Below are 18802 nucleotides of genomic sequence, written 5' to 3'. Positions count from 1 at the left end.
TTTGATTTCATATAGTATTTTTGGTGATACATATGAAAAAAGTCTTTTTTTATAGTCTAATATTTATTGTTGCTTGTTTGATTTGTATATATTTTTATTTTCAACCCAAAATCATTTTTGTAGATCAGGAAATTCATTTGGCTTTATATCAAGAAGTGAATCCTTTACAATATATTCAAAAACTTTCACATATAGAAATAGATGACATTCAAGTAGATAATCAAGTTGATAATGGAAAGCTTGGAAAGTATCAGATTCATTATTCTTATCAACAAAAAACATATAGTTTAACTGTTTATATTGATGATATGTTAGCACCTCAATTTGATGTTCAAAATAAAACAATTCTCAAAAATGAAACAGTAAAACCTGAAGAACTTGTTAAAAATATTCAAGATGATTCAGATACAAAGGTTTATTTTGTGGAAGAATACATTTTTGATGAAGAAAAAACATATCAGGTAGGCGTTGTTGTTGAAGATAGTTATGGCAATAAAACAGAAAAAAACGCTTATATTCAAGTCCAGAATCAAGATAAGCAGCCTCCCACAGTGACAGGGTTAACCCCTATCACATTACTTATTGGTGATGAAATAGATTTAAAAAAAGATGTTGTTGTCAAAGATGACCATGATGAATCTCCGCTATTAACAATTGATGATTCTAAGTTAAATATTCGTCAAATGGGTGAATATGAAGTTTATTATCATGTTAAAGATGCGAGTGGAAATGAAGATACACTGATAAGAAAAGTAGAAGTCTTAAGTCAATACGATAATCGAGAAGCTCTCAAAGATGGTATCAAGACATGTTATTTAACATTTGATGATGGTCCATCATCAAATACCAAAGAAATTTTAGATATTTTAGATCAATATCATATTAAAGCAACTTTCTTTGTGACAGGGACTTCCCCAAAGGATTTTCATTATATTAAAGAAGCCTATCAAAAGGGACATATAATAGGCTTACACACATATAGTCATGATTATGAATATATTTATAGTTCTTTAAAGAATTATATTAGTGATTTAAATAAAATTAAGGATGTTGTTTATCAACAAATAGGAAAGAATGTTGATTTGATACGTTTTCCCGGTGGTTCTAGTAATTTAGTTTCTAAAAAATATAATGAAGGGATTATGACACGTTTAACAAAAAAAGTTATTGATTTAGGTTATCAGTATTATGATTGGACTTCTATTAATGGCGATGGAGAAGGTATTAAAACGGTTGATGGTCTTATTAAAAAAGCAAAGGAAGAAATTGGTGAACAGGAAGATATTATGTTTTTAATGCATGATAGTGGTACACAGGAAAATACAGTCAAAGCTTTACCTGCTATTTTGGATTATTTGATTGAACAGGGCTATGTTTTCCAAATTTTAGATGAAACATCTCCTACTTTTCATCATCATGTACAAAATTAATCATATTTATCTTGCCTATCACGTGGCGTTATCCTTTATAATAAAGGTAACAGGAGGGAAGAATATAATGTATACAACAGGTGAAGTTGCCAAAATATGTCATGTCAGCAAAAGAACAGTGCAATATTATGATTATGAAGGAATTGTTCAACCATCTCAAATTCTTGAACATGGAAAAAGGGTATATTCTAAAGAAGATATCCAAAAATTTCAATTGGTTTTACTATATAAAGATTTGGGCTTATCTTTAAAAGATATTCGTTATATTTTTGAACAAGATCATCAAGATACTCTTTTAATTCAAATACTAGAACAACAATATCAAAAAAATCAAAAACAGCTGACACATCTCCAACAAAAAAATCAAGAAATATCTGTTTTATTACAGGAACTTCAGAATAATCACGCATTAACTGTCTTTAATTACCAAGAATTACATGACTTGATTAAAGATCAGAAATATCAAAAAACAATTCATTTGACTTATCTTTTTCTATGTTTATATGTTCTTGTTATGATATTTACAATATTTTTAAGTCGCTTTATTCATGATAAATATGTTGGTTATATGTTTATTTTTGATTTTATTTTATTACTCATGTTAATCAAATTCCATCAATCACACTATGCTTATATTTGCCCTCAATGTCATCAAAGAATAACGATTTCTTTTTTTCAGGATTTATTATGTCTTCATAATGGAAGCAAAGGAAAATATTTGAAATGTCCTTATTGTCATCAACGTTCTTGGATGAAAGAAACATATCGTGATGAATCTTGAATGATTTGAAAAAAGTTTTGAAGTTGAGGACTAATTGATTGATTTGTAATAACTCCATAAGGAATCTGATAATCTTGATTGAGTGGAATATGAACAAGTGATGGATGGACATCTTTCCAGCATTCTAAAGATAATAAGAGATTTTGTGTCTTGGCACATTGGTTAAAAGTGGAAGTATCATAGGAAGGCTCAATATCCATAATTTCTATATGCGGACAGTGAGTGAGCAAATCTTGTCTTATTTTATCATTAATAGGACTATAGTTTGTTTTCATAATCATGATTTTTTCATGACTCAAATCTTGCCAGTGGATGATTTTATTATGAGCAAGAGGATGGCGATTATTTATGGCGATTTGAAAATGATAATGTCCTAGTGGAATAAAACGATATATAGCATCCTTGTATAAAGCGTTATAGGGTCCAATTAAACAATCAAATTGAGATCCTAATAATTGTAAACGATGAGCATCATCTGTAAAAGGGACCATTTGTATGTCAAATTGCGGGTAATGATAGCTGATTTGTTCCCATATTTTCATTAAAGGCTGACAGGGATAAAGTGTTGATACACCAACACGAATAAGAACGGGTAAATGAAGATTAGCTTCTTGTACTTTTAAAATGATCTGTTGACTTAAGCTCATGATATGTTTCGTTTCATCATAAAGAACTTGCCCGGCAGGTGTGAGGCTAATGCCTTGGTGACTACGATAAAAGAGTTGTGTTTGTAGCTGTTCTTCTAAAGTGTTCATTTGTTTAATAACAGCTGTATGTGTAAGAAATAAATGTTGTGCTGCTTTTGAAAAACTTCCCTTTTTAACAACCATCATAAAAACATCTAAAATGGGATTATACATATAAAACCTCCTAGTAGAAACTTTAAGTTTCTACTATTGTATCATCTTAAAACTTCTCAATCAATGAGGTTTTCTTTACAATAACAATAGAAAGAGAGGTTAAGATCATGAAAAAACGTATGATTGGAAATTTAGAAGTATCTGAAATTGGTATGGGATGTATGGGATTTTCACATGGATATGGAAAAGCTCCCAGCGAACTGGATAGTATTCAAGCTATTTACAAAGCTTATGAAGCTGGATGTACATTTTTTGATACTGCTGAAAGTTATGGGAAAGAACAATTCTATTCTGGACATAATGAACAGTTAGTAGGAAAAGCAGTTGAATCATTTAGAAAGAAAATAATTCTTGCGACAAAATTACATATTCATAATGATGAACTCAATAATCAAGAAACATTGTATGATATTGTTTTTAGACATTTACAACAATCTCTAAAAAATTTAAGAACAGATTATATTGATTTATATTATCTGCATCGTATTAATGAAAATATACCTGTTGAAGATGTCGCCAAAGTCATGGGACAGTTGATTCAAGAAGGCTATATCAAAGGATGGGGATTATCACAGGTGACAGTAGATACATTGGATAAAGCTCATCATGTGACACCAGTAACTGCCGTACAAAATCTTTATTCAATGATAGAAAGAGATTGTGAAAAAGAAGTCATTCCATATTGTTTGAAACATCATATTGGTGTCGTTGCTTTTTCACCTATTGGCAGTGGCTTTTTATCAGGTAAAGTTACAACACATACTCATTTTGAAGGTGATGATGTTCGTCAATGGGTTCCACAGTTATCAAAAGAAAATATATCAAAAAATCAGCCAATCATTGAATTATTGAACCAATATGCACAAAAGAAAAAAGCAACCTTAGCTCAAATTTCTCTGGCATGGATGTTATATAAATATCCTCATGTCGTGCCTATTCCGGGTTCTAAAAATCAAGAAAGAATCTTAGAAAACTTAAATGCCAGTCAAGTGATATTGACTGATGAAGAATTTAATCAATTAGAAAAAGCACTACATACTATTGAAATTTATGGACATCGAGGTATAGAAGAATCAGAAGGAAAAACATTTAGTCAAAACTGGCAAAAATAAATGAAAAAACATCTCTTTTGTTGTATCATAAAAAAGAGGTGTTTTTATGCTTTTAAATGAACAACAATATCAACATGCATTTCATTTATTATGTCATTTAGAACCAAAAAGTCTATTTTTATTAGAATTTGAACAATGGTTTCAACAAACTTTTCATTTAAAACTCTATGATTACTTTTATGATCAGACACATGATAATCAATCCAGATTGAAACTTTTATTATGGAATCATCAAGAGTGCCAAAAGATGAAGAAAGGTATTCATTTTGATGAAACAAAACAACAGAAAATTGGTAAACAATTTGTTTTTCTTTGTCAAAAATATCATATACACACAAAATCACCTTCGATTATTACTTATGACACATTAGAAGATGAAATAAGAAAAAGAATTTTAAAACAGGTACAAAAAGAAATACAAAGTATTCATAGACCTTATATATGGAAAATAGAAATTATTTTTGATCAAGTACATGTTTTCTATAAAACGGATGAGCAATGTGAAGCTTGTCAGCAAACTGGTATATCGCAAGAAATCAATCAAAAAATTTTAAACATAGTCAAGCCATTGGATTCATTTCATGTTTTTCATGACAATTTTTCTTGTGTATTTACGAGTCAACAGACATTAAATGAAAAATATGATGGGAAAATGTTTTTATATACGAGATAAATTCAAGTATTTATAACTTGAATTTCAAGTTGTTATAAAACAAAATAATAATGAAAGTGAGGAGTTGAAACAATGATCTTAAGAAAAGATTTTTTATGGGGTGGAGCAGTGACTGCTCATCAAAGTGAAGGTGCATATAACGAAGGAGGAAAAGTTCCAGCTGTCTGTGATTTAACAGTCAGTGGAAAGTTCTCTGATTTTAAAGATGGCATTGATAGCTATCATAGATACCAGGAAGATTTTGATTTATATCAAGAAATGGGATTTAATGCTTATCGTTTTTCAATGGACTGGTCAAGACTGATGAGTGATGAAAACACATATAATGAAACAGGGTTTGAATTCTATGATCAATTTGTTGATGCATTAAAAGAAAGAGGAATGGAACCTATTCCAACTTTATATCATTTTGAAATGCCAGTTGTCTTACAAGAAAAATATAATGGTTTTGCAAGTCGAAAAGTTGTTGATATTTTTGTAGAATTATGCAAAAAAATTGTTGATCGTTATAAAGATAAAGTTCATTACTGGATTATTTTTAATGAACAAAACGGAATATTACAAAAAGGACCTAAAATGTTTTTTGGAGGAATTTGTCCTGAAGGAATGAATCCTCAGACATTTGATAATCAGATTATGCATAATACATTAATTGCTCATAGTTTGGTCAATGACTATATTCATCAACAAGGTGGTAAAGTCATGGGGATGGCAACCGTTGTGCAAAGTTATCCTGAAACATGTCACCCTTTAGATACACTTGAAAGTATGAAAGCACAAAGTGAAGCTTATGTTTTCTTAGATGTTTTTGCAAGAGGACATTACAACTCTTATTATTATGCAAATATGAAAAATGAAGGAACAATGCCTGAAATTCTTGATGGTGATTTAGATATTTTAAAATTAGGAAAAACGGATTATTTATCTATTAGTTATTACATGTCTACGATTTCTCATTATGGTGAAGAAAGTTTAACAAATGTTGAAGATGTTGTGATTAAGAAAAATCCTTATTTGGAAATGTCTGAATTTGGATGGACAATTGATCCTGTTGGTTTAAGAATTACATTACGTCAGTTATACGATCGTTATGAAATGCCTATCTATGTTGTAGAAAATGGTTTTGGATGTGATGATGAAGTCAATGAAAATGGTGAAATCATGGATGATTATCGTATTGATTATATGAGAAAACATATTGCGGAAATGAAAAAAGCTGTTGAAGAAGGAGTAGACTGTCGAGGATATCTTGTTTGGGGACCTATTGATATTTTAAGTAGTCGTGCGAATATGAATAAACGTTATGGTATGGTTTATGTCAATCGTACAAATGATGATTTGAAAGATTTAAAAAGAATGAAGAAAAAATCTTTTGGATGGTATAAGCATGTCATTGAAACAAATGGGGAAGAATTATAAAAGTCATGAATACATGGCTTTTTCGTTTATCTGATGATATATTATAAATAATAGGTGTGGAGGTGAGCATATGAAGGTCACGATGAAAGATATAGCCAAAAAATTGAATATTTCTATTAATGCTGTTTCAATTGCATTAAATGATAAACCAGGTGTGAGTGATGAAATGCGTTTATTAATTTTACGTACAGCTGATGAAATGGGCTATATTAATGAAAAGAGGAAATATTTATCTGTGTTTTCAAGGTCTAATATTTGTATATTGATGCAGAGTTATTATGCTGATACAGGGCATTTCTATTCCATTGTTTTAAAATCTATTGTAGAAGAAGCTAAAAATTTGGGATATTCATCTATAATGAATTATTTTGAAGATCAGCATATGGAAATACCAGAATGTATTACAGAGAGAAAAGTAGCTGGAATTATTATTATTGGTAAGATTTCTGATATGAATTTAAGGAAATTAAAGATAACTGGAATACCTATTGTATTGGTTGATTTTACATCATTGTATGATAGCTTGGATTGTGTATTGACACACAATAAACAAGGTGGTTATATGATGACAAATTATATTATACAAAAAGGATATCGAAAAATAGGATTTTTTGGTGATTTAGATTATTCTTTAAGTTTTCAAGATCGTTTTTTAGGATATAAATTAGCTTTGATGAATCATCAAGTAATCAATACATTTAATGATGATGCTTATATTCAAAAATATTCTTTCTTAGATCATATTGAAAAATATGTTCTCAATCACCAAACTGATGAGATAGAAAAAAGACTTCAATCAAAAGAATTGCCTGAAGTTTTGATTTGTGCGAATGATTCTAATGCTTTTATTGTTATACAGGCATTAACAAATTTAGGAATAAAAGTTCCTGAAGATATAGGTGTGACCGGCTTTGATGATACACCATTAGCAGCAAAGTTGAAACCGCCACTCACAACAATGCAGGTACAAAAAGAAAGTATGGGGAAGGAAGCAGTGCATCGTTTAGTAGATCGTATTCAAAGAAAGGATTATATTCAAAAAACAGAATTATTAAGTGTTCAACTCATAGAAAGATCTTCTGTGCAATGAAAATTTATTGAATTTAAAAAAGGAGTTAGTTCAACTCCAATGTCATGTATATTTTTTCTTTAGAGAAGATGATTAATATTTTGAATAGCTGTTTCAATACGCTGTAATGCTTCTTCTTTACCAAAAATATGAATTAATTCTACAGCACCACCGGCACTAGAACGTTTGTTTGTTAGAGCAGCTCTAACAGGTTCCATGATTTGACCATTTTTAAGTCCATTTTCTCTAGCAAGTTCTCTAAAAAATGTAAGAATATGATCATCATTTTGAAAATCTTTGATTTCATGAAAATGCTTTTCTACAAGTGTTAAAGCATGTAAAGATTTTTCAGGATTGGTTTTGAATTTTTTATGTGTATAAATAGTGATATCAAAAGGAAGGGGCTGATTGATAAAATCAAGCAGTTCTTGAATAATATCATCTTGAATTTGTAGAAGTCTAGGTTGAAGAATACGTGAAATTTCTAAGTCGTCAACAGGTTGAGATATAAAATGATAGTGAGGTTGTAATAATTGATGAAATTGAGATAAAGGCATTTGTCTTAAGTACATACCATTCATCCACTTGAGTTTTTCTAGATCAAAGATGGCAGGAGCTTTCGATATATGATGAACATCAAATTGTTGTATAAGTTCTTCTAAAGACAGGATTTCATTGCTTTCAGGGGACCAGCCTAGTAGTGCTATATAATTGATAATGGCTTGAGGAAGAAACCCTTGCTTCTTGAGATCAAGATATGAAGCATCGCCATCTCTTTTACTGAGTTTATGAGTTTCATCTTTGTTGACAGTTGGCAGATGAATATAAGTTGGAATTTCCCAATCAAAAGCTTGATAAATTAAATTATATTTAGGTGTACTAGAAAGATATTCGTTTCCTCTGACAACATGTGTGATATGCATCAAATGATCATCAATAACATTAGCAAAATTGTAAGTAGGGAAGCCATCGCTTTTTATAAGAATACCTTCATTTAAAGTTTTATTTTCAACTTCAATATGTCCATAGACTTCATCATCAAAAGAAGTTATTCCTGTTTGGGGAATGGTTTGTCTAATGACATAAGGTTCACCATTTTGGATTTTTTGTTGAATATCATCTGGTGATAAATCTAGGCAAGGGTCGTGTTCTTCAATATCATCTAAGCAAAAACAATAATGAGCCCCACCCAATTTGATTAATTCTTGAGCATAATGATGATAGATATCTAATCTCTGTGATTGAATATAAGGTCCATAATGACCATGCTCAGGACCTTCATCATAATGTAATCCTGTTTCATCTAATATTTGTAAAATAAGCTCAAAAGCTCCAGCAACTTCTCTTTTTTGATCGGTATCTTCAATCCTTAAAATAAAATCTCCCTTTTCTTTTTTCGCAATCAAATAACAATATAAAGCCGTTCTTAAATTACCTATATGCATATACCCAGTAGGACTAGGTGCAAAACGTGTACGAATTTTCATTTTCCTCTTTACTCCTTTTAAAAAAAGATATATAATAAACGTTGTGATTGGGGTATAGCCAAGTGGTAAGGCATCAGACTCTGAATCTGACATTTCCTTGGTTCGAATCCAAGTACCCCAGCCATTGTGTTTATAAAGGAATCACGATTGTGGTTCTTTTTTTATTTTATCACTTTATGACTTAAAAAACTATCTTTGATTCATATTAAAAATAACCACAGCTGTGGTTATTTATGATATGTTTCTTTTCTTATAATTTTAAATGCACGATAAATCTGTTCAGCTAGAATAACACGCATAAGCTGATGAGGGAAAGTCATTTTAGAAAAGCTAATACATTTATTGGCTCTTGTCAGAACATCTTCACCATGTCCTAAAGAACCACCAATGACAAAATCAATCGTACTTTTACCATGAAGCATACAATCTTCAATAGATTCAGCAAATTGAATAGAGTCTACTTCTTTTCCTTGAACATCTAATAAAATCATATAATCATCTTGTTTCACTTTATCTAAAATACGTCGACCTTCTTTAGATTTGACAATCATTTCTTCAGCTAATGAAGGATTTTCAGGTATTCTTTCATCTCCAACTTCTATGACTTCTACATCACAATAAGCTGATAATCTTTTTAAATACTCTTTGACTCCTTCTTCTAAATACTTTTCTTTTAATTTACCAACACAAATCATTTTAATTTTCATAATTTCCTCCTGATACAACATCAATTTGACTGGCCACTTTAATATTTGAAAAAGCAATTTGTTCTTCTTGAAATACTTGTCGATAAGTTGCTAGAGCCAGTTCTTCTGTATTGGCTTCTTGCGATAAGTGTGCCAATACAATTTCTTTTGTTTTTTCTCCAATAACCTCACACATCAAATGGGCACTATATTCATTGTTAAGATGTCCCATATCATTTAAAATACGATTCTTTAAAAACATGGGTCTTTTAGTCGCCATCAACATTTCAATATCATGATTACTTTCAATAATATAATAATCAAGATTTTTCATAAATTGACGATTTTTTTGTGATACATAGCCTGTATCCGTCATATACAATAGTTGTTCTTGTCCATTACTAATCACAAAACCAATGGGATCACTGGCATCATGAGATGTTCTTAATGTGAAAACATCAAAAACACCAAATTGACGATGTGTGTAAGGAACAAGCGTATGGTATTCATCTAAGTCTTTGATATTCTTTTTAGCACTATAAATTTTTCCTGCATCAAAGATATGAATATTTTTATTGTGGTCATAATGATCATGGGTTAAAAAAACATATGTAATGTCATTTTCTTGAAATCCTAATTGATTTAATTTAAATAAAAGTTGTTTTCGGGTAATTCCACAATCAATCAATATTCCACATTGTTGATCATAAATGAATGTAGCATTACCTTTTGAGCCACTTGCTAAAATATGAAATTCCATAATTCAACTCCTTTGTGTATTTATTATACAAATTTGAACATAAAAAAACAACTTTTTCATTTATGAAAAATTTAACATGGATTTAAAAATATGATAAAATAGAATTATAAAGGAGGGGTATTTATGCCTAGAATTATTACAATCGCAAGAGAATATGGATCTGGTGGTCGTTTAATTGCTCAACGTGTTGCAGAGAAATTGGGAATCTTTTATTATGATAATGAAATTATTGATCTTGCTGCAAGAGAATTGGGATTTGATGTTGATACAATTCGCCGTGTATCTGAAGAAAAATCTTCAAGTTTTATGTATACTTTATCTTCTACAGCTTTTACTTTACCATTGAATGATCAGGTTTTTGCAATGCAATCTAAAATTATTCGTCATATTGCTGAAAATGATACATGTATTATTGTTAATGGAGTTGCTGATTATATTTTGGAAGATTTTGATGATGTGCTCACTATTTTTATTCATGCACCTTTTGAGTCAAGAGTAAGACGTGTCAAAGAAGATTATCAAGAAGAACATGATGATTATAAAAAATTTGTTATGAAAAAAGATAAGGCCAGAAGTAATTATTATAATTATTATACAACAAAGAAATGGGGACAGTTAAAGAATTTTGATTTGACGATTAATAGTGATTTTGGTATTGAAGAAGTCGCAGATATTATCGTTGCTTTATATCAAAAAGGAGAACATCGTCAAAAATAATGAAATGAATTGATAACTTTTGTTTTTATGCCTATATAATAGAAAAGATTATGATGAAATAAAAAACCTGCCATTGGCAGGTTCTTATTATTTAAGTCCGTATTTTTTATTGAATTTTTCTACACGTCCATCAGCACTTGCAAATCTTTGTTTTCCTGTATAGAATGGATGGCAATTTGAACATGTATCAACACGAATTTCGTTTAATACTGATCCACTTTCAAATTCAGCTCCACAAGAAGTACAAATCACTTTGACTTTTTTATAATCTGGATGAATTCCTTTTTTCATTTTTCATTTCTCCTTCCGCCTTGAAATATTTGCTACTTCAAAGTAAGTTGCCCAATTATAATAGCATTTCTTGACGATAAAAACAATAGTTTTTTCATTTTTTATTCATCAATATGATATCTTGTAATATGAGCACCTAATGTAATGAGTTTATGGTCGATATTATCATATCCTCGATCAATATGATAAACATTTGTAATTTCTGTTCTTCCCTGAGCAATTAAACCAGCAACAACCAAAGCAGCTCCACAGCGTAAATCTGTTGCTTCAACCCTAGTACCATGTAATGGTGTTGCTCCATGAATAATGCTTTCAGCTTCTTTTAAATCAATGTGAGCACCCATTTTATTTAATTGAGGACAATGTTTAAATCTTTCAATATAAATGGTTTCTTTGACATGAGAATCACCACTAGCCTGTGTTAAAAGAGTTGTAAGAGGTTGTTGTAAATCAGTTGCAAAGCCAGGATAAATTTGTGTTTTAATGTTGACTGGTTTTAAATCACCTTCTCTACCATAAACCACAATACTATCTCCCACAACATCCATTTGAATACCCATTTCTTTGAGTTTAGAAATTAACGCTTCTAAATGCTGAGGAATAATATTTTGAACAATCACTTTTTCTCCAGCCGCCGCAGCAATAATCAAAAATGTTCCTGCTTCAATACGATCTGGAATAATTTCATGGAATGTTCCATTTAAATGTTCCACACCATCAATCGTAATTGTATCAGTTCCTACACCTCTAATTTTCGCTCCCATCTTTGTCAGAAGGTTTGCCACATCAATAATTTCTGGTTCTTTCGCAGCATTTTCAATCACAGTTTTACCTTTGGCTTTGACAGCTGCTAACATAATATTAATCGTTGCTCCAACTGATGCAAAATCTAAATAAATAGAAGTTCCAATCAATTCTTTAGCTTCCAATAAATAAGTATCATTTTCATAAGTAATATTTGCTCCCAAAGCTTCAAAACCTTTGAGATGAAGATCAATAGGACGTGGCCCTAAATAGCATCCTCCGGGCATTTTTATTTTAACACGTTTATATTTTCCGAGTAAGGCTCCCATAAAATAATAAGAAGCTCTTAGTTTATTGACTGCATCACTCACTAATGCAATATCTTCCATATGTGTAGGATCAATCTTGATACGTTCTCCATCAATCTCTACATCACATTTTAACTCCTTTAAAAGTGTTGCCAATGCAGCAACATCTGAAATTTCAGGGACTCCTAAAATCTCTACAGGGCCTTCAGATAATACGGCTGCGGGAATCAAAGCAACAGTCGCATTCTTCGCTCCACTAATTCTTACAGTTCCATTTAATTTATATCCACCATCTATCGCAATTACTTCTGCCATGTGTTTATTTCCTTTCTTTAATATATATCCAATCATCAATCTATTTATAACTCTATTTCTCTTTTTAATGAGATTATACACATTTATGTCGTCAATATCAAAACAATTTCTTAATTTTTTTCGCTTTCATTATATCATTCAAATGCTGTTCACTCAATCCCAACATGATATTTATAATAAATTCATCATTCCATCATATTAATGCTTTTTATTCCTTATTTATTGCATTTATTTTAAAAAAATCTTTACACTTGATTTAAGAGTGATATACTATATATTGTCAATATTTGGTCCGTTGGTGAAGTGGTCAACACACTAGGTTCTCATCCTAGCATTCAGGGGTTCGAACCCCCTACGGACTACCAATGTTAAAACGCACTGATCAAATCAGTGTTTTTTTATTTGTTTAAAAATATAATATAATTTCTTTTGAAGGTTTTTCAGTGAAATATTGATTTTCTTTTTGAAAAGTTTTGTTTTTAATGAATAATATATATCTACATTATATAATAAAGAAAAGGACAATCAATAAAAAGGAAGGAGGTTTTGTCATGAAATATGTATGTTCTATTTGTGGATATGTTTATGATGAAAGTCAAGAAGATTTAACGTTTCAACAATTGCCAGAGTCATGGGTCTGTCCTATATGTAAAGCTGATCAGTCTTTGTTTGTCAAAGAAGAAAAAGAAACAAAGACAACAGACATGAATATATTAACAGAAGGAGATATAGTTTATTCTTTAGGAGAATTGGCAGCGATTTGTTCGAATTTACAGCGTGGATGTGAAAAACAATATAAAGACGAAGAAGCTTTGCTTTTGAAAACATTATCTGATGTATTCACAGCACATGTAGAAAATGAAGATAATGCGAGTGTAGACGTTTTAGAACAGTTGTTGCAGGAAGATTTATCACAATATTATCCTGCTTTACATGGATATGCAAAGCAGGTGGCTGATCGAGGGACACAACGTATTTGTGTCTGGGGTGAAAAGGTAACAGCTATTTTGCATTCGTTATTAATGCGTTATCGTCAAGATCAAGGAGCATTTTTGAAAAATACATCTGTCTGGGTATGTTCAGTATGTGGTTTTGTGTTTGTTGGAGATGAAGCACCAGAATTATGTCCGGTGTGTAAAGTTCCAGCATGGAAATTTGAAAAAATAGAGGGGAGGGAGGCTGGATGAAATACATAGCTGTAAGAAATATTCGCTTATGTACAAAAGATTGCCTTTGTCTTTATGTTTGCCCAGTAGGAGCAACAGATACAGAAGACAGTATCATTGATGTGAAAAAATGTATTGGATGTGGTGATTGTGCCAAAGCATGTCCAAGTGGAGCTATCTCCCTTGTTCCACTGACTTATCCACCTCAACAATCAAAAGACCTTTCTCTTGTTCATTTATCTCATACATTAACAACACAAAAGGCGAAACAGGAGCAACTTGCCAGACAATTGATGAATAGTCATAATGATGAATTGTATCGTTTAATGAAGGCATTTGTAAAATCTATTCGCTTAGTTCATGAAGATATCATGCGTGAAGCAGGATTTATGTTACCTCAAAGTGCTAATACCCAGCAATTACTTGAATCTTTTGTAGAAAATCCTCCATGTGATGATTTTCCAACGGATGTTGCTCAAAACTTATTAACAAAGATATCATTTCATGAAGTTACTACGATTCAATATCATTGTCTTGTGTGTGGTGCCATTTTTGAAGTTAAAAATAATGAAACACCTGTTTGTCCTATTTGCAGGGCAACAGGAAAACAATTAGAAAGAATAGAAAAGGAAGGATCATTATGAAATTAGTTATTGAAAAAGATGTCAAAGCCATGAGTGAAAATGCTATGTATATTTTACTTGGTGCTATGTTGCAAGATAAAAGAGTCAATATTTCATTGACATCGGGAAGAACACCACGTCTTTTATATGAAATGATGATTCCTCTTGTGAAGGATCAAAAGAAATTTAAGGATGTGGAATATTATTTATTTGATGAAAATCCATTTATTGGTGAAAAATATGGAACAAACTGGGCTGAGATGAAAGAGATGTTTTTTGAACCGGCACATATTTTAGAAGAACATATTCATCGTATCACGCTTGATAACTGGCATGATTATGACTGGCAGATTCGTCAAGCTGGAGGCATTGATGTCATGGTGATTGGTCTAGGACATGATGGTCATTTTTGTGGGAATTGTCCACGTTGTACACAATTTGATAGTTATACTTACTGTATGGAATATAAGGATAAATTAGCAGTCAATCCAACTTATGGTGAAAGACCACGACAACCTTATACGATTACGATGGGGGCTAAGAGTTTGATGCGTGTCAATCATCTGGTCATGATTGTAGATGGTCATGAAAAAGCAGAAATTTTTAAACGTTTTATTGAAGAACCTATTAATGAAGAAGTTCCTGCAACAGTTTTAAAGCTTCATCCTAATTTTACGGTGATCTGTGATGAAGCAGCAGCTTCTTTGTTGTCAATTGAAGATGAATCTCGATTATAAAAGGCAATCATTGTATCGCCTTTTATCATGAAAAAAAGACATCATGATGATGTCTAATATAAACGACGACAAGTATACCATTCATTTTGCCAATAGCTATAACTTAAATCAGCAACTTGAACAGGTTTTCCTGTTGAAGGAGCATGAACCATTTTATTATCTCCAATATAGATTCCTACATGATGAACACCACTAAAGGCACCATTGTCACTAAAGAGAATAATATCTCCTGCCTGTATATTTGCTTTTGAAACAGATTTTCCTGCTGTTGCAAGATTCCATTTGGTTGATTGAACACCAATGTTTACACCACATTGATAATGAGCCCAGCAAACTAAACCAGAACAATCAAATTTTGTCTGATTTGGATTTTTAACTTCACTCATTGTATGACAACCACCCCATACATACATATAACCTTGACGTGTTAATGCCTTATTAGCAATAGCTAAACCTAATTCTTCATTAGATGATAAATTGCTATCAGAAGATGTATTATTTTCTTCTTGATTTTGTTCTTCTTTTTGTTCTTCTTTTTGAGAAGAATCATCATTGGTATTGCTTGATTCATTTTGCGATGGTTTTTGGGTTGATTGACTAGAAGATGGTTTTTTATTAGGTGTTGCCTGAGAAACATGGTTCACTTTTGAAGCATCAGATGCTTTTTGGATAGCGGCTAAGTTCTTTTGAATAGATTCAATAGATTCTTGGTTTTTCGCTGCTTGAGATGTGTTACTTGCAACTGTCTTATTTTGTTCAGTTAATTTTGCCTGGAATGTTTTTTGCAGACTTGCCTGTTCTTTTTTATCATCTTCTAGAGATGCTTTTAAATTCTTTAAAGTTGTTTCTTGTTTTTGTACTTCTTTTATATTTTCATTGATTTGATCAATCAGTTCATTATCATAATTGGTAATTTCTTTAATGTTGATAATACGACTCATGAAATCAGAAATAGTATCAGCACCAAAGATATATGTTGTAAAAATATTTGAATTAAGCGTTGTTTGCATACTATACAAACGTTCTTGAAGTTTTTCACTTTGTTCTTGTACTTCTTTTTTTAATTTTTCAATATTTTTTTGTACATAATTTAATTCACTTTCAGCTGATTCTATTTTTGTATCTATTTCGGTAATCTTTTGAGCGATTTGGGCAATATCTTCTTTTGTATTTTGAGCATCTTCTTTAGCTTGGGATGCTTCTTCTTTTAATTCTTTATTTTTATCATAGAGATAATTATTAAATTCTTTACATGTTTTTTGTTGACTGTTTGTGAGTTTAGAAGAAGAACATAATTTGATATATTGAGATTCTTTTCCTTCAAAATCTACTGCTTTGACATGGTAGGATGTTGCAAATAGACAAGCAAACAGACTGAATGATAAACATGAAACAATGATTTTCTTTTTCAACACATCACATTCCTCCTTATCTTTATTCTAAAGCATTTTTAGAAACTGTCAAATAATTATTGTTGGAATATTGTGTGAATGATGTGAAAAAAGGAAATAACGCTTTGTTATCTCCTTTTTTACATTATTGATGGTTTGCGATCACACGTTTTGTCACATGTTCAGGTGCAAACTCATATCCTAGAAATTCCATATCAAAGAAGCCTTGACCTTGTGTCATTGCACGTAAATCAACAGCATAATTCATGACTTCTTCCTGTGGGGCTTCAGCAGTAATCTTAATTAAACCATCTTCTAAGATTTCACTACCCATCACACGGGCACGTTTTTTATTGAAGTGTCCCATAATATCTCCCGTAAATTTTTCATCAATATAAACATGCAAAGTCATAAATGGTTCTAATAAAGCAGGTTTTGCTTTTTCCATTGCTTCTTTAAAACACATGATTGTTGCTGTTTTAAATGCCATTTCAGAAGAATCAACACTATGATATGAACCATCAATCAAAGTTGCTTTAATACCTAAAACAGGATACTGTGCTAAAATACCATGCTTTGTTGCTTCCACTAAACCTTTTTCTACAGCAGGGAAGTAAGCTTTAGGAACAGCACCACCAAAGATTTTTTCTTCAAATACAAATGGAACAGTATAATCATGTAAAGGTTCAAATGTGATTTCTACATCACCATATTGACCATGACCACCAGATTGTTTCTTATATTTATAACGTTGTGTCACTTGACCACGAATCGTTTCACGATAAGGAATAATAATATTATCTAATGTGACATCAATCTTAAATCTTTCTTTTAATTTAGAAACAACACTATCAATATGAATATCTCCAATACCATAGATACATTGTTGTTTTGTTTCTGGATTGTTTTCAAATTTTAATGTTTTGTCTTCTTCCAAAAGTTTATTTAAAGCATTGGTAATCTTTTCTTCATTCGCTTTACCTACAGGTTTAATGGCTTTTCCATAATAAGGTTGAGAGAATAAGATTGTTTCATAAGTGATACGATAATCTAAAGTACATAATGTATCATTTGTTTGAGTATAAGATAATTTAGATAAAGCACCAATATCTCCAGCATTTAAACAATCTGTTTCAATTAATTCTTTTCCCTTCATAATATAGAGTTTATTCAATTTCTCAGCTTCTTTTTTCTGAACATTGAATAAAGTCATACCAGCATGAATAGAACCTGTACAAACCTTAAATAAAGAAATACGCCCAACAAAAGGATCAGCTATTGTTTTAAATACAAATAAAGATGGTGCCAAAGATTCATCAAAACCAATTAAATCATCTTCATCTGTTTCCTCATTATGCACAACCATAGAATTGACCATATCTCCAGCAGCACTAAAGAATGCTACCATAGAATTTAATATAATTTGAATTCCAATCTGATTTGTTCCACATAATACTGGAATCAATGTTTTATTCATAACACCTTGACGTAAAGCCCAAGAAATTTCGTCCTTTGTGAAAGGTTCTTCATTAATATATTTCTCTAATAATTCATCATTGGTATTTGCTACAGCTTCATCAATCATATTTTTAATAGGTGTAATTTCATCCCACATATCATCTGGAATAGGACAAGGATGTGTTTGTTCACCATCAAAATAACGTCCTTCCATTTTTGCAACATTGACATAACCAACCATTTTATTTCCTTCCATAATCGGAACTTGAATAGGGGCAATGGCCTTTCCATATGTCATTTTTAAATCTTCCAGTTTTTGCTGGTAAGCAGCATTTGGATAATCCAGCCCACTAATATAAATCATCTTGGCTTTATCATAAGCTTTATGCATGGCTTCCTTTGTTCCAACACTGATTCCTTCTGTTGCCGGAACAACAATCAAGGCACTTTCAGCAACTTTTAAAGCGGCTTCAACTTCACCAACAAAATCAAAAGAACCGGGTGTGTCTAATAAGTTAATCTTACAGTTATTCCATTCTAATGGAATAATAGACAATCCTACTGAAGAATGTCTTTTGATTTCTTCTGGTGAATAATCACTAATTGTGTTTCCATCTTCAATTTTTCCAATACGGTTTGTTAAACCAGCACGATAAGCCATCGCTTCAATCACGCTGGTTTTGCCACTCCCAGAGTGACCTAACACAACGACATTTCCAATTTCGTTTGAGTGATAAGCTCTCATTATCATCACGCTCCTTTAATATTTTTTGGA

18 protein-coding genes and 2 tRNA genes are annotated in these 18802 nt (G+C 31.1%); 12 read left to right on the top strand and 8 right to left on the bottom strand.

The window, feature by feature from the left end; genetic code table 11:
• Positions 1–32: 32 nt before the first annotated feature.
• Together ACGHJ8_RS11080 and ACGHJ8_RS11075 are read left to right on the top strand one after the other, a co-directional pair.
• On the top strand, positions 33–1430 hold the full coding sequence (locus tag ACGHJ8_RS11080; protein ID WP_390540391.1) for a polysaccharide deacetylase family protein: 1398 nt from the start codon (positions 33–35) through the stop codon (positions 1428–1430).
• A 67-nt stretch (positions 1431–1497) separates the two neighbouring features.
• Entirely contained in the window at positions 1498–2211 is a 714-nt protein-coding gene (locus tag ACGHJ8_RS11075) for a MerR family transcriptional regulator (protein ID WP_390540389.1), read from the top strand.
• Here the strand turns inward: ACGHJ8_RS11075 and ACGHJ8_RS11070 are convergent.
• Positions 2169–3071: a LysR family transcriptional regulator gene (locus ACGHJ8_RS11070; RefSeq protein ID WP_390540387.1), complete on the bottom strand. Its 903-nt coding sequence runs from the start codon at positions 3069–3071 to the stop codon at positions 2169–2171. The genes ACGHJ8_RS11075 and ACGHJ8_RS11070 overlap by 43 nt on opposite strands.
• Positions 3072–3178: 107 nt before the next feature.
• Between ACGHJ8_RS11070 and ACGHJ8_RS11065 the strand changes: the two genes are divergently transcribed.
• From ACGHJ8_RS11065 to ACGHJ8_RS11050, 4 genes are all read left to right on the top strand, one after another.
• Complete coding sequence (locus tag ACGHJ8_RS11065; protein WP_390540385.1) at positions 3179–4183, top strand: aldo/keto reductase; 1005 nt, start codon at positions 3179–3181, stop codon at positions 4181–4183.
• 46 nt (positions 4184–4229) lie between these two features.
• The gene (locus tag ACGHJ8_RS11060; RefSeq protein ID WP_390540383.1) at positions 4230–4856 is read left to right on the top strand and encodes a hypothetical protein; all 627 of its coding nucleotides are present in this window, start codon (positions 4230–4232) and stop codon (positions 4854–4856) included.
• 75 nt (positions 4857–4931) lie between these two features.
• The gene (locus ACGHJ8_RS11055) at positions 4932–6275 is read left to right on the top strand and encodes a glycoside hydrolase family 1 protein (protein WP_390542450.1); all 1344 of its coding nucleotides are present in this window, start codon (positions 4932–4934) and stop codon (positions 6273–6275) included.
• Between the two features lie 70 nt (positions 6276–6345).
• The gene (locus ACGHJ8_RS11050) at positions 6346–7365 is read left to right on the top strand and encodes a LacI family DNA-binding transcriptional regulator (RefSeq protein WP_087358009.1); all 1020 of its coding nucleotides are present in this window, start codon (positions 6346–6348) and stop codon (positions 7363–7365) included.
• A 59-nt stretch (positions 7366–7424) separates the two neighbouring features.
• On the opposite strand, the gene gltX is transcribed toward ACGHJ8_RS11050, so the two are convergent.
• Positions 7425–8831 carry a glutamate--tRNA ligase gene (gene gltX, locus ACGHJ8_RS11045; protein ID WP_390540381.1) on the bottom strand — a complete coding sequence of 469 codons (1407 nt, stop codon included), beginning with the start codon at positions 8829–8831 and terminating at the stop codon, positions 7425–7427.
• Between the two features lie 48 nt (positions 8832–8879).
• Here gltX and ACGHJ8_RS11040 point away from each other — a divergent pair.
• Positions 8880–8955, top strand: a tRNA-Gln gene (locus ACGHJ8_RS11040).
• Positions 8956–9058: 103 nt separating this feature from the next.
• Here the strand turns inward: ACGHJ8_RS11040 and rlmH are convergent.
• Together rlmH and ACGHJ8_RS11030 are read right to left on the bottom strand one after the other, a co-directional pair.
• A complete protein-coding gene (gene rlmH / locus ACGHJ8_RS11035; protein WP_390540379.1) occupies positions 9059–9538 on the bottom strand; it encodes a 23S rRNA (pseudouridine(1915)-N(3))-methyltransferase RlmH in 480 nt (159 codons plus the stop codon).
• Positions 9528–10277, bottom strand: coding sequence for an MBL fold metallo-hydrolase (locus tag ACGHJ8_RS11030; protein WP_087358012.1), 750 nt, complete (start codon positions 10275–10277; stop codon positions 9528–9530). The genes rlmH and ACGHJ8_RS11030 overlap by 11 nt, the downstream gene beginning before the upstream one ends.
• Positions 10278–10400: 123 nt before the next feature.
• Here ACGHJ8_RS11030 and ACGHJ8_RS11025 point away from each other — a divergent pair, with 123 nt between their 5' ends.
• Entirely contained in the window at positions 10401–10994 is a 594-nt protein-coding gene (locus ACGHJ8_RS11025) for an AAA family ATPase (RefSeq protein WP_087358013.1), read from the top strand.
• An 87-nt stretch (positions 10995–11081) separates the two neighbouring features.
• Here ACGHJ8_RS11025 and rpmE read toward each other — a convergent pair whose 3' ends face one another.
• Positions 11082–11285: a 50S ribosomal protein L31 gene (gene rpmE / locus ACGHJ8_RS11020; RefSeq protein ID WP_087358855.1), complete on the bottom strand. Its 204-nt coding sequence runs from the start codon at positions 11283–11285 to the stop codon at positions 11082–11084.
• A 101-nt stretch (positions 11286–11386) separates the two neighbouring features.
• Entirely contained in the window at positions 11387–12652 is a 1266-nt protein-coding gene (locus ACGHJ8_RS11015; protein WP_211965519.1) for a UDP-N-acetylglucosamine 1-carboxyvinyltransferase, read from the bottom strand.
• A gap of 289 nt (positions 12653–12941) precedes the next feature.
• Here ACGHJ8_RS11015 and ACGHJ8_RS11010 point away from each other — a divergent pair.
• The 4 genes from ACGHJ8_RS11010 to ACGHJ8_RS10995 all read left to right on the top strand — a co-directional run bounded on the left by ACGHJ8_RS11010 (position 12942) and on the right by ACGHJ8_RS10995 (position 15178).
• Positions 12942–13017 (top strand) — tRNA-Glu (locus ACGHJ8_RS11010).
• Between the two features lie 186 nt (positions 13018–13203).
• Positions 13204–13839 carry a rubredoxin-like domain-containing protein gene (locus tag ACGHJ8_RS11005; RefSeq protein ID WP_390540375.1) on the top strand — a complete coding sequence of 212 codons (636 nt, stop codon included), beginning with the start codon at positions 13204–13206 and terminating at the stop codon, positions 13837–13839.
• Positions 13836–14462, top strand: a complete 627-nt coding sequence (locus ACGHJ8_RS11000) for a 4Fe-4S dicluster domain-containing protein (protein WP_390540373.1) — start codon at positions 13836–13838, stop codon at positions 14460–14462. The genes ACGHJ8_RS11005 and ACGHJ8_RS11000 overlap by 4 nt, the downstream gene beginning before the upstream one ends.
• A complete protein-coding gene (locus ACGHJ8_RS10995) occupies positions 14459–15178 on the top strand; it encodes a glucosamine-6-phosphate deaminase (protein WP_390540371.1) in 720 nt (239 codons plus the stop codon). Before ACGHJ8_RS11000 ends, ACGHJ8_RS10995 begins: the two co-directional genes overlap by 4 nt.
• Before the next feature lie 53 nt (positions 15179–15231).
• Here the strand turns inward: ACGHJ8_RS10995 and ACGHJ8_RS10990 are convergent, their stop codons facing one another.
• The gene (locus tag ACGHJ8_RS10990) at positions 15232–16593 is read right to left on the bottom strand and encodes an NlpC/P60 family protein (RefSeq protein ID WP_211963354.1); all 1362 of its coding nucleotides are present in this window, start codon (positions 16591–16593) and stop codon (positions 15232–15234) included.
• A 121-nt stretch (positions 16594–16714) separates the two neighbouring features.
• Positions 16715–18772 carry a translation factor GTPase family protein gene (locus ACGHJ8_RS10985; RefSeq protein ID WP_211963356.1) on the bottom strand — a complete coding sequence of 686 codons (2058 nt, stop codon included), beginning with the start codon at positions 18770–18772 and terminating at the stop codon, positions 16715–16717.
• Positions 18773–18802: the final 30 nt, after the last annotated feature.

The sequence above is a fragment of the Massiliimicrobium timonense genome (assembly GCF_042850985.1).
GTDB lineage: Bacteria > Bacillota_I > Bacilli_A > Erysipelotrichales > Coprobacillaceae > Allocoprobacillus.
This window is presented reverse-complemented; position numbering and strand designations above follow the sequence as displayed.

Excerpts from the sequence above, each read along its gene's own strand:
- ACGHJ8_RS11065 (WP_390540385.1), top strand. The coding sequence starts at position 3,179 with ATGAAAAAACGTATGATTGGAAATTTAGAAGTATCTGAAATTGGTATG.
- rpmE (WP_087358855.1), bottom strand. The coding sequence starts at position 11,285 with ATGAAAAAAGGAATTCATCCAGATTATAAAAAAGTCAAAGTGATTTGT.
- ACGHJ8_RS11060 (WP_390540383.1), top strand. The coding sequence starts at position 4,230 with ATGCTTTTAAATGAACAACAATATCAACATGCATTTCATTTATTATGT.
- ACGHJ8_RS11025 (WP_087358013.1), top strand. The coding sequence starts at position 10,401 with ATGCCTAGAATTATTACAATCGCAAGAGAATATGGATCTGGTGGTCGT.
- ACGHJ8_RS11050 (WP_087358009.1), top strand. The coding sequence starts at position 6,346 with ATGAAGGTCACGATGAAAGATATAGCCAAAAAATTGAATATTTCTATT.
- ACGHJ8_RS11030 (WP_087358012.1), bottom strand. The coding sequence starts at position 10,277 with ATGGAATTTCATATTTTAGCAAGTGGCTCAAAAGGTAATGCTACATTC.
- ACGHJ8_RS11075 (WP_390540389.1), top strand. The coding sequence starts at position 1,498 with ATGTATACAACAGGTGAAGTTGCCAAAATATGTCATGTCAGCAAAAGA.
- gltX (WP_390540381.1), bottom strand. The coding sequence starts at position 8,831 with ATGAAAATTCGTACACGTTTTGCACCTAGTCCTACTGGGTATATGCAT.
- ACGHJ8_RS11000 (WP_390540373.1), top strand. The coding sequence starts at position 13,836 with ATGAAATACATAGCTGTAAGAAATATTCGCTTATGTACAAAAGATTGC.
- ACGHJ8_RS11015 (WP_211965519.1), bottom strand. The coding sequence starts at position 12,652 with ATGGCAGAAGTAATTGCGATAGATGGTGGATATAAATTAAATGGAACT.
- ACGHJ8_RS11070 (WP_390540387.1), bottom strand. The coding sequence starts at position 3,071 with ATGTATAATCCCATTTTAGATGTTTTTATGATGGTTGTTAAAAAGGGA.
- ACGHJ8_RS10985 (WP_211963356.1), bottom strand. The coding sequence starts at position 18,772 with ATGAGAGCTTATCACTCAAACGAAATTGGAAATGTCGTTGTGTTAGGT.
- ACGHJ8_RS11080 (WP_390540391.1), top strand. The coding sequence starts at position 33 with ATGAAAAAAGTCTTTTTTTATAGTCTAATATTTATTGTTGCTTGTTTG.
- ACGHJ8_RS11005 (WP_390540375.1), top strand. The coding sequence starts at position 13,204 with ATGAAATATGTATGTTCTATTTGTGGATATGTTTATGATGAAAGTCAA.
- ACGHJ8_RS10995 (WP_390540371.1), top strand. The coding sequence starts at position 14,459 with ATGAAATTAGTTATTGAAAAAGATGTCAAAGCCATGAGTGAAAATGCT.
- rlmH (WP_390540379.1), bottom strand. The coding sequence starts at position 9,538 with ATGAAAATTAAAATGATTTGTGTTGGTAAATTAAAAGAAAAGTATTTA.